Source organism: Nocardioides pantholopis, from assembly GCF_003710085.1.
GTDB classification, from domain to species: Bacteria; Actinomycetota; Actinomycetes; order Propionibacteriales; family Nocardioidaceae; genus Nocardioides; species Nocardioides pantholopis.
On the sequence record NZ_CP033324.1, the window covers coordinates 2217809 to 2231722 of the forward strand.

General features: G+C 73.6%; 15 protein-coding genes. 6 read left to right on the forward strand and 9 right to left on the reverse strand.

The annotated features are described in order from the left end of the window. Window positions 1-115 precede the first annotated feature (115 nt). The 3 genes from EBO35_RS10625 to map all read left to right on the forward strand — a co-directional run bounded on the left by EBO35_RS10625 (window position 116) and on the right by map (window position 2966). Window positions 116-793, forward strand: a complete 678-nt coding sequence (locus EBO35_RS10625) for an MBL fold metallo-hydrolase (RefSeq protein WP_206422799.1) — start codon at window positions 116-118, stop codon at window positions 791-793. A gap of 92 nt (window positions 794-885) precedes the next feature. Then, window positions 886-2202 carry a sensor histidine kinase gene (locus tag EBO35_RS10630; RefSeq protein ID WP_122817685.1) on the forward strand — a complete coding sequence of 439 codons (1317 nt, stop codon included), beginning with the start codon at window positions 886-888 and terminating at the stop codon, window positions 2200-2202. After that, window positions 2199-2966, forward strand: coding sequence for a type I methionyl aminopeptidase (gene map / locus EBO35_RS10635; protein ID WP_122817686.1), 768 nt, complete (start codon window positions 2199-2201; stop codon window positions 2964-2966). The genes EBO35_RS10630 and map overlap by 4 nt, the downstream gene beginning before the upstream one ends. 12 nt (window positions 2967-2978) lie before the next feature. Here the strand turns inward: map and EBO35_RS10640 are convergent, their stop codons facing one another. Both EBO35_RS10640 and EBO35_RS10645 read right to left on the reverse strand, forming a co-directional pair. Continuing rightward, window positions 2979-4193, reverse strand: a complete 1215-nt coding sequence (locus EBO35_RS10640; RefSeq protein WP_122817687.1) for a hypothetical protein — start codon at window positions 4191-4193, stop codon at window positions 2979-2981. A 2-nt stretch (window positions 4194-4195) separates the two neighbouring features. Next, window positions 4196-5371 (reverse strand): hypothetical protein, encoded by a 1176-nt coding sequence (locus tag EBO35_RS10645; RefSeq protein ID WP_122817688.1) that lies wholly within the window; start codon window positions 5369-5371, stop codon window positions 4196-4198. Window positions 5372-5475: 104 nt separating this feature from the next. Here EBO35_RS10645 and EBO35_RS10650 point away from each other — a divergent pair, with 104 nt between their 5' ends. Next, on the forward strand, window positions 5476-5832 hold the full coding sequence (locus EBO35_RS10650; protein ID WP_122819636.1) for a DUF2537 domain-containing protein: 357 nt from the start codon (window positions 5476-5478) through the stop codon (window positions 5830-5832). 175 nt (window positions 5833-6007) lie between these two features. Here the strand turns inward: EBO35_RS10650 and EBO35_RS10655 are convergent, their stop codons facing one another. Further along, entirely contained in the window at window positions 6008-6577 is a 570-nt protein-coding gene (locus tag EBO35_RS10655) for a flavin reductase family protein (protein ID WP_122817689.1), read from the reverse strand. An 84-nt stretch (window positions 6578-6661) separates the two neighbouring features. Between EBO35_RS10655 and EBO35_RS10660 the strand changes: the two genes are divergently transcribed. Next, entirely contained in the window at window positions 6662-7681 is a 1020-nt protein-coding gene (locus EBO35_RS10660) for an LLM class flavin-dependent oxidoreductase (RefSeq protein WP_122817690.1), read from the forward strand. Between the two features lie 9 nt (window positions 7682-7690). On the opposite strand, the gene EBO35_RS10665 is transcribed toward EBO35_RS10660, so the two are convergent. After that, window positions 7691-8194 (reverse strand): hypothetical protein, encoded by a 504-nt coding sequence (locus tag EBO35_RS10665; RefSeq protein ID WP_122817691.1) that lies wholly within the window; start codon window positions 8192-8194, stop codon window positions 7691-7693. Between the two features lie 197 nt (window positions 8195-8391). Here EBO35_RS10665 and EBO35_RS10670 point away from each other — a divergent pair, with 197 nt between their 5' ends. Further along, window positions 8392-9042, forward strand: coding sequence for a class I SAM-dependent methyltransferase (locus tag EBO35_RS10670; RefSeq protein ID WP_122819638.1), 651 nt, complete (start codon window positions 8392-8394; stop codon window positions 9040-9042). Here the strand turns inward: EBO35_RS10670 and EBO35_RS10675 are convergent. The 5 genes from EBO35_RS10675 to EBO35_RS10695 form a co-directional block, all read right to left on the reverse strand. Beyond that, window positions 9001-10125 carry a prenyltransferase/squalene oxidase repeat-containing protein gene (locus EBO35_RS10675; protein WP_122819640.1) on the reverse strand — a complete coding sequence of 375 codons (1125 nt, stop codon included), beginning with the start codon at window positions 10123-10125 and terminating at the stop codon, window positions 9001-9003. The two genes, EBO35_RS10670 and EBO35_RS10675, sit on opposite strands and share 42 nt — an antisense overlap. Then, window positions 10118-10846 (reverse strand): class I SAM-dependent methyltransferase, encoded by a 729-nt coding sequence (locus EBO35_RS10680; protein ID WP_122817692.1) that lies wholly within the window; start codon window positions 10844-10846, stop codon window positions 10118-10120. The genes EBO35_RS10675 and EBO35_RS10680 overlap by 8 nt, the downstream gene beginning before the upstream one ends. After that, window positions 10833-12098, reverse strand: a complete 1266-nt coding sequence (locus EBO35_RS10685; protein WP_122817693.1) for a glycosyltransferase family 4 protein — start codon at window positions 12096-12098, stop codon at window positions 10833-10835. Before EBO35_RS10685 ends, EBO35_RS10680 begins: the two co-directional genes overlap by 14 nt. A 119-nt stretch (window positions 12099-12217) precedes the next feature. Beyond that, complete coding sequence (locus EBO35_RS10690) at window positions 12218-12715, reverse strand: pyridoxamine 5'-phosphate oxidase family protein (RefSeq protein ID WP_122817694.1); 498 nt, start codon at window positions 12713-12715, stop codon at window positions 12218-12220. A 125-nt stretch (window positions 12716-12840) separates the two neighbouring features. Next, a complete protein-coding gene (locus tag EBO35_RS10695; RefSeq protein ID WP_241153646.1) occupies window positions 12841-13806 on the reverse strand; it encodes an NAD(P)/FAD-dependent oxidoreductase in 966 nt (321 codons plus the stop codon). Window positions 13807-13914 lie beyond the last annotated feature (108 nt).

Here is a 13914-nt window from a genome sequence, read left to right on the forward strand (position 1 = left end):
CCACCGGCCCCACACTCGACCTTCTCACGACGCACCGACAGTCCCCGGTGGCCCACCGCTCGGGGGCCGCCGGGCACACTGGCGTGCAGAGCGGCAGGCTGCCGCGGTGGGGAGCATGGTGGGCTACACAGGAGAGGTCCGGCCCGGTGGGCCCGTCGACGTCCGTGAGCTGGACGCGCTGCGGATCACGAAGATCGCGGTGGACGAGAAGATGTCGAACAACTGCTACCTGCTGCGCTGCCGGGCGACCGGCGACCAGGTGCTGATCGACGCCGCCGCGGACGCCGCGACCCTGCTGTCCCTGATCGGGCCGGACGGCCTGACCGCTGTGGTCACCACCCACCAGCACTGGGACCACCACCGCGCGCTGGCCGAGGTGGTCGCCGCCACCGGGGCCGAGGTCGTGGCCGGCGCCCCGGACGCCGAGGCCATCACCGCCCAGACCGGCGTGGGCGTCACCCGCCCCGTCGGGCACGGCGCCAAGGTGCCTTTCGGCGCCGGCGCGCTGGAGGTGATCGCGATCGCGGGCCACACCCCGGGGTCGATCGCCCTGCTCCACGACCCGGGCTCGGACGGGCACCCGCACCTGTTCACGGGTGACTCCCTGTTCCCGGGCGGGGTCGGCAACACCTTCGGGGACGACGAGGCCTTCGCCCAGCTCATCGGGGACGTCGAGCAGCGGATCTTCGACCGGCTTCCCGACGCCACCTGGTTCTACCCCGGTCACGGCAACGACTCGACGCTCGGCACCGAGCGCCCGCACCTCCCCGGGTGGCGCGAGCGCGGGTGGTGACCGCCAGCCGCGATCTATGATCGCGGTGGCGGCGTGACCCGCTGCCTGCCCGGCTCGGTCCGGGCACCATCCCGGGCGAGGACGATCACCCAGTGAGCACCGACGAGGACCCCGACTACTTCGCCATCCCCGAGGCCCCGGTCCGTCCCGAGGCCGCGCCGAGCCTGGCGGCATCCCTGCTCGCCGCCGAGGTGATGGCCGGCGCGCTCACCGGGACCGAGGCGCTCGAGCGGACCGCCCAGCACTTCCTGACCACGGTCCCTCAAGTCGAGGGTGTGGTCGTGGTGCTCACGCTGGTGCCGCCGAAACCGACGCACGGCTGGTCCCGCATCGGCGAGCGGGCCTGGATCCGGGAGTGGGTGCGGCCGAAGACCGGATACGCCGCCGGACCGCGGCTCGCGGAGGCGTCCTCGGCGCTGAGCATGCCGTGGACCTCCCAGCGAGCCAGACGACTGGGGGTCATGGTGATCGAGGATGTCGAGCAGCTGCCGTCGGCTGCCGCCGTCGACAAGCGGGAGGCCCGTGCGTACGGGTTGGGAGCGACGATCAGTCTTTCCCTCATCGGGGACGAGGCCATGCTCGGCAGCGTCGCGCTGATGAGCACCAGACCCACGGCGTGGCCCGCCGAGGCGGTCGCGGACGGCCTGCTGCTCCGGGCCGCGATCACCGGACGGATCGCCACCGAGCGGGCCCGGGACGCGCTTACCGACGCGCTCGCTCGCGGTGACCAGGCCCTGGAGAGCCAGCTCCAGTTCTTCTCGGTCGTCGAGCACGACCTGCGCCCGCCGCTGGTCGACCTGCGCGCGAGCGACGACCTCGGGGACGCGGTCGCCAGCGCCATCGACCACACCCTGGCCGTGGTCGACGATGTCCTCCTGGTCCGCAGGGAGCTGACCCGGACCGACCGCGACTGGATCTCGGTCGCGGCCGCGGTCGGGGACGCCGTGCACTGGGTCCGCGCGGCCGCCGGGCTGCGGGGCGTCGAACTCGACGTCGAGGTCGACGAGACACTGGAGGTGTGCACCACCGGGGAGGCCCTGCGCCAGATCCTGGTCAACCTGCTCGACAACGCGATCTCGCGGGCGCCCGGCGGCGGGTCGGTTCGGCTGGTCGCGGCCCCAGCAGTCGGCGACCTGCCCCAGCCCCGGGTCCGGGTCACCGTGTACGACAGCGGTCCCCCGTTGTCGCTCGAGGAGCAGGACCGGCTCTTCCGCCCCACCACCCGCGTCCCGTCCGCGTTACCGGGTGCGGGGCTCGGTCTGTCGCTCTCGCGGACCTTCGCCGAGCGCGACGGTGGCGCGGTCGGGGCAGCCAGCGGGCCCGACGGCGCCGCGCTGTGGGTCGAGCTGCCGGGTCGCGGGCCCGGAGCCGAGGACCCGCCGGCACGGGCCGTAGGCTCGGTCCCGTGATCGAGTTGCGCACCCCCACCCAGATCGAGCAGATGCGTCCGGCGGGACGCTTCGTCGCCGCCGTACTCACGCGGCTCGCCGAGGTCGCCGACGTCGGGATGAACCTGCTCGAGCTCGACGCGGTGGCTCACGAGATGATCCGCGAGCACGGGGCGGAGTCCTGCTACATCGACTACCACCCGTCCTTCGGCGCCTCGCCGTTCGGCAAGGTGCTGTGCACCTCGGTCAACGACGCGGTCCTGCACGGTCTCCCCCACGACTACGTCCTGCGCGACGGCGACCTGCTCAGCGTCGACTTCGCCGCCTCCGTCGACGGGTGGGTCGCCGACTCCGCCCTCAGCGTGGTGGTCGGCACCCCGCGCGAGGAGGACCTGACCCTGATCGCGACCACCGAGCGGGCGCTGGCGGCCGGTATCGACGCGGCCCGGGTCGGGAACCGGATCGGCGACATCTCGGCGGCGATCGCCGCCGTCGCGCACGGGGCCGGGCTGAGCGTCAACACCCAGTTCGGCGGCCACGGTGTGGGACGGACCATGCACGGCGACCCGCACATCCCCAACGACGGCCGGGCCGGCCGCGGGCTGAAGCTGAAGGCCGGCCTCGTGATCGCCATCGAGCCGTGGTTCCTGCACACCACCGACGAGATCGTCACGGACGCCGACGGCTGGACGCTGCGCAGCGCCGACGGGTCGCGCGGCGCGCACGCCGAGCACACCGTCGCGATCACCGACGCCGGGCCGCTGATCCTCACCGCTCGGGACTGACCGCCGCCGGCGCTACTGCTCCCGGCTGCGCCGCCCGCCGCGGGCCGTTCGGAGAACGGCTCGCGCCGCCCGGCCGGCCCGCGCGCGGAGCCTGCGGCCCCGGGCGCGCGCACTCGCGGAGGCGGCCTCCACCTCGGCCTCGAGGCGCTCGATGCGTCGGGTGGCCCGCCGTACCTCCGCGGCCAGCGCGCGGTCCGTGGACCGCGCCGCGGTCGCGGCGACCCCCGCCGCCAGAGGCAGGGAGAGGTGCGGCCGGGCGGGAACTTCTCCGAAGGTGATCGGCCGTCCCTCCGAGGCCAGCGACCGGTGGTCGCCGATCACCCGGGCGGCCGTCTCCGCGAGCAACGCGGCGCGCGCCTCGTTGAGCTCGCGAACCGGCTCCTCGGCCCAGGCCGGCAGAACCTTCGGCTCGCGCATCCCCTGGTCCGGGGAGCGCAGGTAGTTCACGACGTCGCGGCGGACCGTGGCGACGTACCGCTGGACGTCCCAGCCCTGCTCGTGGGCCAACCGGTCGAGCTCCAGCACCAGCTCGGCGGCGCTCCGGGTCAGGGACGGGTTCGTGGTCTCCTCGGTGGGGGCCAGGAGCCCGCGGGGCAGGCCGAGCAGGTCCTCGAACGTGTCAGGGAGGAAGGAGTGGTTGCCCTCCTCGGCGACGATCGCCACGACGCGCTCGGGCGCGGCGGCGCCGCTCCAGGCGTCGAGCTGGGCGGCCAGGTCGTGCAGCTGCCAGAACTGGGCGTGGTCCTGGTCGTCCGGCGTGCCGGTCAGGACGGCCCGCAGCCAGTCCTCGTAGGAGCTGGTCCCCACCAGGCGGCGCACCCGCTGCTGCCACATCGACGGGAGCAGCGCGTCGATCGGCCGCACGGTCAGCACGACGTGCACGTCCTCGCCGCCCAGCCCCGTCACCGCCTCCACCGCCTGCGGTGGCGTGAGCAGGGAGAGGGACTCGCTGCTGACACAGACCCGGTCAGCGTCGCTGCCCGCGACCTCGGCGACCAGCGCGTCCCAGGCGCCCCGCCGCGATCCCGGGCTCCAGCGCAGCTCGAGGGTGGCATCGCGCGGCCGGGGCCCCGACCCCGCGTAGTGCACCCGGTGTACGGCCAGCGCCTCCCGACGCTGGTGCATGGACCGCTGGACAGCCGTCGTGCCGGTCTTCGGAGGACCGACGTGCAGCAGGCGGGAACCGACCGGCAGCGCCGGGGTCCTCGGCAGGTGCGCGGTCGACATGGTCAGGTTCTCCGGTCGAGTACGGCGCCGCGCAGCCGGCCGGCGGCCCGGCGCACCCGGGCACCGGCCGTCGGCGGGCGCTCGCGGAGCCGCGCGAGCTCGGCCTGCAGCCCGGCGATCCGGTCCTCGGCGGCGCGCAGCCGACCACGCTCGCCCTCGACGGCCGCCGCGGCCACGCCGGCGGCCAGCTGCACCGAGAGCAGCGGACGCACCGCCGCACCGTCGCCGCCGGGATCCACGGCGATCGGGCGGGCCTCGGGACGCAGCGTCTCCGGGTCGCCGATGACACGGAACGGCGGGTCGGCGCTGAGCAGGTCGGCCCGGGCCGCGTTGACCTCCGCGGCACGCTCGGCGGCCCACGCCGGCAGCGACTTGAGGTCCTGGGGCTCCCGCGGGCGGGAGCGCAGGTGGTAGGCGACGTCGGTGCGGACCTTCTCGGCGTACTCCGCCGGCGACCAGCCGCGCTCCTGGGCCTCGCGGTCCAGGGCGAGCAGCAGCTCGCCGGAGAACCGGGTCAGCGAGGGGTTGGACACGTCCACCCGGGGGACCAGGGTGCCGCGGGGCAGGTCGAGCAGGTCCTCGAAGGTGTGCAGCAGGAACGAGCGGTCGCCCTCCTGGGCCACCAGCACCACGACCCGCTCGGGGGCGGCCGCGGCGGACCAGCGCCGCACCTGGTCGGCGAGGTCGTGGAGCCGCCAGAACCGGTCGTGGACGGCGTCTCCCGGGGCGCCCAGCAGCACCGAGCGCAGCCAGTCCTCGTACGACGGGGCGCCGACGACGTTGCGGACGTGCTGCTGCCACACCGAGGGCAGCAGGGCGTCGACCGGGCGAGCGGTGATCACGACGTGCACGCTGTCGCCGCCGAGGCCCGCGACCGCCTCCGCGGCCTGGGCGTCGTTGAGGAGCGAGAGCGACTCGCTGCTGATGCAGACCCGCTCGGCGCCGGTGGCGGCGACCTCGGCGACCAGGGTGTCCCAGGCGCCGGCACGCCGCTCGGCGGGCCGCAGCAGCTCGAGCGAGGCGTCCCGGGGTCGGCTGGTCCTGCCGGGGTAGAGCACCCCGTGCTCGGCCAGCGTCGCGCGACCGTGGTGCATCGCCTTCTGGACCGCGGTGGTGCCGGTCTTCGGCGGACCGACGTGTAGCAGCCGCGCGCCCGGGGGCAGGGCCGTCACGGTCATCGAAAGGCACCCTCTGTCGTAGCCGGCTCGGACATCGCTCGCAGGCCGCACCCTACACGGGCCGGATGCTCCGGCCGGGGGGCCGGCTCGGTACCGTCGGGGTCATGACCGCCCCCCAGCCCCGCCGCAGTCGGCACCTCATGGACCTCGACAATCCGCCGCCGGTCCGGGCTACTCGGGCGGGCAAGGAGGGCATGGGACTCGAGGGCGTCCAGAAGTGGGTGATGTCCGCGTTGGCGGTCACCACGATCCTGCACCTCGCCTTCGGCCTGATGATCTTCGCGCTCTCCTTCGACGACGAGCACCGGGCCTCGCAGATCGGGCTCAACATCATCGCCGGAGTCTTCGGGGTGCTCGGGGTCGCCTCGGGGTTCATGATCCACCGCCGGTCCCCGCTCACCCCGTGGCTGGCTCTCGGCCTGCTGCCCGGAGCGCTCGGCATCTGGCTCTGCCTGCGCTGAGGCCCCGCCGCCGGACGGCCCGCCGGACCTTCCTACAATGCGGTCATGGACATCGGGGAGACGACGGAGAGCGTGGAGCAGGTCGAGTCCGGGGACGCCGACTTCCCGGTGGGCATGGTCGCGAACCCGGTCCGCACCCGCATCTGACGGACCCCCGCGAGTCGTCCCTGGCGGCTCAGTCCGTGGTGGTCCGGTAGGTCCCGCGGTAGAACAGCAGCGGCCGCGGGTCGCCGTCGACCGCGTCGAGGGCCAGCACCCGACCGATCACGACGTCGTGGTCCCCCGCCGCGTGTACGGCGTGGACCGCGCAGTCCACGTGCGCCAGGGCGCCCTCCAGCGCCGGCGAGCCCGACACCGGTGACGGGACCCACCCGACTCCGGCGAACTTCTCGGCGTCCCGGCTCGCCATCCGCTGCGAGAGCGCTGTCTGGTCGGCGGCGAGGATGCTCACGCAGAACTGCCCGGCCCGCCGGATCCGGGGCCAGGCCCGCGAGGTCAGCGCGGGCACGAACAGGACCAGCGGCGGGTCGAGCGAGACGCTCGAGAACGACTGGCAGGTCATCCCGACGGGGACCCCGTCGCTGAGCGCGGTCACAACCGTGACTCCCGACGCGAACCGGCCGAGCACGTCACGGAAGCGCCGGGCGGCGGAGAGGGCCTGCGGGTCCTCCGCGAGCTCCACCTCCTCGCCGGGCCGAAGCTCGAAGTCCGGGCTTCCGCCCCCGGGGATCGCGTCGGAACTCACCCCCCGACCCTAACCACGACGACCGCGTGCGGTGCGCCGGGCCCGGCCCGGGAAGAGCGGCGGACCGGTGGCGGTTGCACCGGCATGAAGAACATCGGCTTCCTGTCCTTCGGCCACTGGACGCCCTCGCCGCACTCGCAGACCCGCTCGGCCGCGGACGCTCTGCTGCAGTCCATCGACCTCGCGGTCGCCGCCGAGGAGCTGGGCGCCGACGGGGCGTACTTCCGCGTGCACCACTTCGCCCGCCAGCTGGCCTCCCCGTTCCCGCTCCTCGCCGCCATCGGCGCGCGCACCAGCCGGATCGAGATCGGGACCGGCGTGATCGACATGCGCTACGAGAACCCGCTGTACATGGCGGAGGACGCCGGGGCGGCCGACCTGATCGCCGGGGGCCGGCTCCAGCTCGGCATCAGCCGGGGATCACCGGAGCAGGTGGTCGACGGCTTCCGCTACTTCGGACACGTCCCCGCGGAGGGATCCGACGCAGCTCAGATGGCCCGCGAGCACACCGAGGTGCTGCTGCAGGTCCTGGAGGGCAAGGGCTTCGCTCAGCCGAACCCGCGGCCGATGTTTCCCAACCCGCCGGGCCTGCTGCGCGTCGAGCCGCACTCCCCCGGACTGCGCGAGCGCCTCTGGTGGGGCGCCGGGTCGCGCGCCACGGCCGAGTGGACCGCCGAGCTCGGCCTGAACCTGATGAGCTCGACGCTGCTCACCGAGGACACCGGCGTGCCGTTCCACCAGCTCCAGGCCGAGCAGATCCAGCGCTTCCGGGACGCCTGGCGGGCGGCAGGCCACGACCGCGAGCCCCGGGTCTCGGTGAGCCGCAGCATCTTCCCGGTCGTCAGCGACGAGGACCGGCGCTACTTCGGCGGCGAGACCGACAGCCGGGACCAGGTCGGGATCCTCGAGGACGGCCCCGCGCGATTCGGCAAGAGCTACGCCGGGGAGCCGGAGCGGCTGGTCGAGGAGCTCGCCCGGGACGAGGCGGTCGCGGCGGCGGACACGCTGCTGCTCACGATCCCCAACCAGCTGGGCGTGGACTACAACCTGCACGTCCTGGAGTCGGTGCTCCGCGACCTGGCACCCGCGCTCGGCTGGCGCTGAGCAGCCGGGTCAGATCCCGGCTACCCGGGTCGCGGTGCCGCGGTCCGGGTTCCAGTGCCGCAGCACCGTGAGGTCGAGCACGACGTCCTCGTGCCCCAGCACGTCCAGCGCCCGCTGGGCGTCGGACCGGTCCAGCCGCCGGGCCACGGTCACGTGCGGGAGCCAGCCGACGTGGCGCCGGTCGGGCACCTGCACGCGCACCGCGAGGACCCGCCGCACCACGTCGTCGTCGAGGTCCACGGCCCGGGCCAGCGTGAGGCGCTGCCCGCCCAGGAGCAGCAGGCCGGCCGCCCGGGCCCGCACCGGCAGCAGCGACCCCAGCCGGGCTCGCGCGACGTCGAGCGCGGCGTCCGGAAGCTCCGGCGCGGAGACCACCGTCAGGTGCGGCAGGTTCGTCGCCCCCGGGTGGTCGAGCTGAGAGGGCAGCCCCGCATCCCGCAGCGCCTGCCAGTCCCGGCGTACCGCCTCCTGTCCGGCGGCGTCCGGGACCAGCTCCAGCGCGTGTGACGTCATGGGGCCATCCTGCTGGAACGGGCTGCTGGATCGGGGGGCGGGAGCCCCGGCCGAGGATCCCCGGTGGACCGGGGATCGCCGGGGTTCTCGGGGTCTGCACTGCCCCAGAGGCGCGAGCACTGCCCCAGAAGTACGCCGCCGGCGCCAGCGCCCGGGAGCTGCCCCGCCGTGCTGGATAGGCTCCGGCCGTGACCGCCATGCCTGCCGACCTGCTCGACCACGCCCGGGACGCGAAGGGGTTCATGCCCCCCGACGAGGGTCTGCTCCTGCACCGGGCCGCCCGCGAGCAGCTGCCGCACGGGCCCGCGCTGGAGGTCGGCAGCTACTGCGGCAAGTCCGCGATCTACCTCGGCGCCGCGGCGCGCGAGGTGGGCCCGCAGGCAGTCGTCTTCACGGTCGACCACCACCGCGGCTCCGAGGAGAACCAGGCGGGCTGGGAGCACCACGACGCCTCGCTCGTGGACCCCGAGACCGGCCTGATGGACACGCTCCCGGTCTTCCGGCACACGATCGCCCGGGCCGGTCTGGAGGACCAGGTGGTCGCGGTGGTCGGACGCAGCACCACCGTCAGCGCGCACTGGCGCACGCCGCTCGCGCTGCTGTTCATCGACGGCGGCCACGCCGAGGAGCACGCCCAGAACGACTACACCGGCTGGGCGCACTGGCTGATGCCGGGCGGCCTGCTGGTCATCCACGACGTGTTCCCCGACCCCGCCGACGGCGGCCAGCCGCCGTACCACGTCTTCCTGCGCGCGCTGGCGGGCGGCGCCTTCACCGAGGTGGAGGCGCTGGGGTCGATGCGGGTGCTACGCCGGACGTCCGGGGACGCCGGGGAGTCCGTCGGCTGAGCCGACGCCCGACGGGCAGCCACACTCCAGCGCCAGCTCGCCGAAGTGGGGGGCCAGCGAGGTGCCGCGCATGATGCCCGATCCCGGGGTGCCGTGGCCGTAGGTCTCCCCCAGCGCGTCGACGGCGAGCAGCACCGCCGCGGCCGTGTACGTCGTGTGCTCGACCGGCCAGTACACGTCCGGGTTCTCCCCGGCGTACACCCATCCGGTCCAGTACCGCCCGCCCTCGCCGCGCAGGTGCTGCATGTCGCCGAGCAGGGTCCGGGCCCGCCGGTGGTCACCGAGGGCGTCGAGCGCCATCGCCAGCTCGCAGGTCTCGGCGCCGGTCACCCACGGGTTGGTGTCGACGCAGAGGATCCCCAGACCGGGACGGACGAAGTCGTCCCACCGGGCGGCCAGCCGCTCGTGGCCGGCGGCACCGCGCACGGCGCCGCCGAGGACCGGGTAGTACCAGTCCATCGAGTAGGTGGACTTGTCGAGGAACAGGTCGCGGTGCTCGCGCAGGGCGTGGCCCAGCCGCCCACCGGCCAGCTCCCACTCCGGCTGCGGGTCGGCGAGCAGCTCGGCGAGCGCGACGCCGGCGCGCAGCGACTGGTAGATGCTCGAGGAGCCGGCCAGCAGCGCGCCCTGCTCGGTGGGCGTCCAGGTGATGCCGCCGAACGGAAGCTGCTGGGAGACCACCCAGTCCAGGCCGGCACGGACCGAGGGCCAGTGGTCGTGCACGAACCGGAGGTCGCGCCGCACCAGCCAGTGGTGCCACAGGCCGACGGCGAAGTACGCCGACATGTTGGCCTCCGCGCGGTCGTCCTCGACCGCCCCGTCCACGATCTTCATCGGCCACGAGCCGTCCGGGCGCTGCATCGTCGGCACCCAGGCGTAGGCGCGCTCCGCGGCCTCCACCTCGCCCCCGACCAGCATCGCCATCGCGGCCTCGACGTGGTTCCAGACGTCGACGTGCTCGCCGGTGGTCCACGGAACCGCACCGCTGGGCTCCTGCATCGACGCGATCGCGGCGGCGGTCTCGGCGACCTGCCCCGCGGTCAGGACGCCCGGCACCCAGGGGACCTGGCCGGACTCAGCCATCGGCACCGGACTCGGGCTTGCGGAAGTACAGCACCATGCTCTTGCCGATGATCGGGTCGAGGACCCGCCCGGCCAGCTGCAGCGCCTTGGGCTGCTTCATGATCTCCCAGACCAGCAGCCGGTGGTAGGCCTTCGCCAGCGGGTGCTCGTCGTTGGTGACGCCCACCGCGCACTTGATCCACCAGTACGGCGTGTGCAGGCCGTGGGCGTAGTCCTTGCCCTCGAACGCCAGCCCGGCCTTGCTCACCTTGTCGGTGAGCTCCTTGTCGGTGTAGATCCGGATGTGGCCGCCGGGCACGTTGTGGTAGTCGTCGGAGAGCTTCCAGTTGACGACCTCGGGGAACCACCGCGGGACCGAGACGGCGAGCGTGCCGCCGGGCCGCAGCACCCGCACCAGCTCGTCGATGGCCTGGATGTCGGCGGGGATGTGCTCGAGGACCTCCGCGGCGACGATCCGGTCGAACTCGCCGTCGCCGAACGGCAGCGCGAGTGCGTCGCCCTCCTTGACGTCTGCCTCGGCGCCGGCCGGCACCTCCCCGGCCTCCTTCATCGCGACGAACAGGTCGCGCACCTTCGCCAGCTCCTCGGCGTCCATGTCGAAGGCGACGACGTCGGCGCCGCGGCGGTACATCTCGAACGCGTGCCGTCCGGCACCGCAGCCCATGTCGAGCACCCGGTCCCCCGGCTGCAGCCCCAGGCGGTCGAAATCAACTGTCAGCAACGCTGTGCTCCTCCTGCTCGCGCCGGTAGTCGGCGATCACTTCCTCGTACGCCGTGGCGACCTTCGCCGCGACGGCGCGCCAGCTGAACAGCTCCTGGACGCGGCGGCGGCCCGCCTGCCCCATCCGCTCGCGCCGTTCGGGGTCGTCGAGCAGCGCGGCGAGCGCCGTTGTCAGCGCCTCCGCGTCGCCGGGCGGGACCAGGTCGGCGCACTCGCCGTCGGGTCCGACCACCTCCGGGATCGCGCCGGCCCGCGAGACCACGAGCGGCGTGGCACAGGCCATCAGCTCGGCTGTGGGCAGCGAGAACCCCTCGTAGAGCGACGGGACGCAGGCGATCTCCGCGGAGCCCATCAGCTCGACCAGCTCGGCGTCGCTGACGCCGTGCACGAACCGGACCGAGTCCCCGATCGACAGCTTCTCGATGAGCTTCTCGGTGCGCCCGCCGGGGCGCGGCTTGGTGACCAGCACCAGCTCGAGCTCGCGCTCGGTGCGCAGCTTCGCGAACGACTCCAGCAGCGTCGAGATGCCCTTCATCGGGGCGTCGGCGCTGGCCATGGCCAGGATCCGGCCCGGCACCCGCGGTGCGGTCGGCGGCACGAAGTGGTCGTCGACGCCGAGCAGGATGACCTGCATGCGCGCGGGGTCCACCCGGAAGTCGGTGGCGATGTCGCGCTTGGACGCCTCCGACGGGGTGAGGATCTTCCGCGCCTTGCGGGCGACGCGGCCCTGCATCCGCAGGAAGCCGTACCAGCGCGACAGCGTCAGCTTGCGCCACGGGTTGCGGGTCTGCGCGATGTCGATGCGCCGGTCGAAGGTGATCGGGTGGTGCAGCGTCGTGATCAGCGGCAGCCCCATCTTCTCGATCTGGAGCAGCCCGGTGCCGAGCACCTGGTTGTCGTGGACGATGTCGAAGTCGTCGACCCGGTCGCGCAGCACCCGGGCGACGCGGAGGCTGAACGTCTTCGGCTCGGGGAACCCCGCGACGCACATGGTCGCGAACTCCTCGACGTCGATCCGGTCGCGGAACTCCTTGAGCTTCGGCACCCGGAACGGGTCGGGCTGCCGATAGAGGTCCAGGCTCGGCACCTTGGTCAGCTTCACCTCGGGGTGGTCCAGCTCCGGGTAGGGCTGTCCGGAGAACACCTCCACGGTGTGACCGAGGTTCGCCAGCTCCCGGCTCAGGTGGCGCAGGTAGATGCCCTGACCGCCCGTGTGGGGATGGCTGCGGTAGGACAGCAACGCGACCCGCATTCGTGGCCCTCTCTGTACGGCGTCGATCCGGATCTCGGCGGATGCACTCACACGCCGGCCGGACCGGGTGGACGTGGTCGGCCACGTCCTTACCCCTCGGTAGCCTATGTGACGGGGCTCTACTCGACGTACGCCGCGGTCGACCCGCCGAGCTCGCCGGGGTCCAGGCCCAGCTTGCGGTGGTCCCAGCTGCGGGTGCGGGTCGCGTCGAGGCGAACCACCACCCGGTTGCGCGCCATCGCCTCGACGAGCGGCCGCAGGTCCTCGGTGTACGGCGCGTGGTAGCGCTCGAAGACGTTGACGCAGACCCGCCAGACCTCGTCGGGGTCCTCCACGACCACACCGGCGCCCTCCAGGGACACCCCGCGCAGCTGGTCGTAGGTGTGCCCCGCCTCGACCAGGAAGCTCATCCGCGGGTCGCGGCGCAGGTTGACGACCTTCTGCGACTTGGCCTTGGTCTCCAGCCACACGTGCCCGTCGAGGTGGGCGTACCACATGGCGACGAGGTGGACGTCCCCCCGCGGGCCGATCGTCGAGACCGTGGCGCTGCGCTGCTGGGTGAGGAAGGTGTCCACCTCGGCGGGCGACATGACGATCTGGGCGCGCTGGTTGACCATGCGCCGGACCCTAGCGGCCCGCCGATGCCCGGACCGGGTCTCGACACGCTCGTCGCTGACGCTCCTCGCGGCTCGACCACCGGCCGGTGGTCGAGCCGCGAGCGCAGCGAGCGTGTCGAGACCGCTCAGGCCTCGCTGGAGTGCCCGGGGAACACCTTGGCGGCCGGGTCGATCGCGACGGCGGCGTTGTTGACGGCGGTGGCGGCCTCCCCGAACCCGACGGCGATCAGCCGTACCTTGCCGGCATACTCGGTGATGTCGCCGGCCGCGAAGACCCGCGGCAGGTTGGTGCGCATGGCGGGGTCGACGACCAAGTGCCGCTTGTGCACCTCCAGGCCCCACTGCTGCAGCGGGCCCAGGTCGGCGATGAACCCGAGAGCGGCGACGACCGCCTGGGCGGGGTACGACGTGGTCTCCTCCCCGACCCGCACCTCGACCGACTCGACGGTGCCGTTGCCGCTGATCGAGCTGATCTCGGCACTGGTGACCAGGCGCACCGAGGAGTCGCGGACCTGCTGCACGGTGCGCTCGTGCGCACGGAACGCCTCCCGGCGGTGCACCAGCGTCACCGAGCGGGCCACCGGCTCGAGGTGCAGCGCCCAGTCGAAGGCACTGTCGCCCCCGCCGACGATGACCACGTCCTTGCCGGCGTACGGCGCGAAGCTCGGCACGAAGAACTCCAGGCCGCGGCCCAGCCAGCCCTCCCCCGCCGGGAGCGGGCGGGGGCTGAACTTGCCGATCCCGGCGGTGACCAGCACCGCCCGCGCCCGCACCAGGGTGTCGTCGTCGAGGTGGACGCTGACGCCGTCCTCGTCGTGGGTGAGCGAGGTCGCGGTCCGGCCGAGCAGGTAGGTCGGGTCCGCGGTGGCGGCCTGGGCGACCAGCCCCTCGACCAGGTCCCGTCCCTTGATCGACGGGAACCCCGCCACGTCCAGGATCTGCTTCTCCGGATACATCGCGGTGATCTGGCCGCCGAGCTCGGGCAGCGAGTCGACCACCGCCACCCGGAGTCCGCGGAAGCCTGCGTAGTAGGCGGCGAACAGGCCGGTGGGGCCTGCGCCGACGATGAGGAGGTCTGTGTCGACGGTCACGCCGCGATCCTTCCCTCCTCCGGCTCCGGGCTCAAGGGGCCACGCGGCCGGTACGGTCCGGCTGCCGGACGGGCCCGCGCGTCCTGGGTCCCTGCCGGGCGCTCCTCC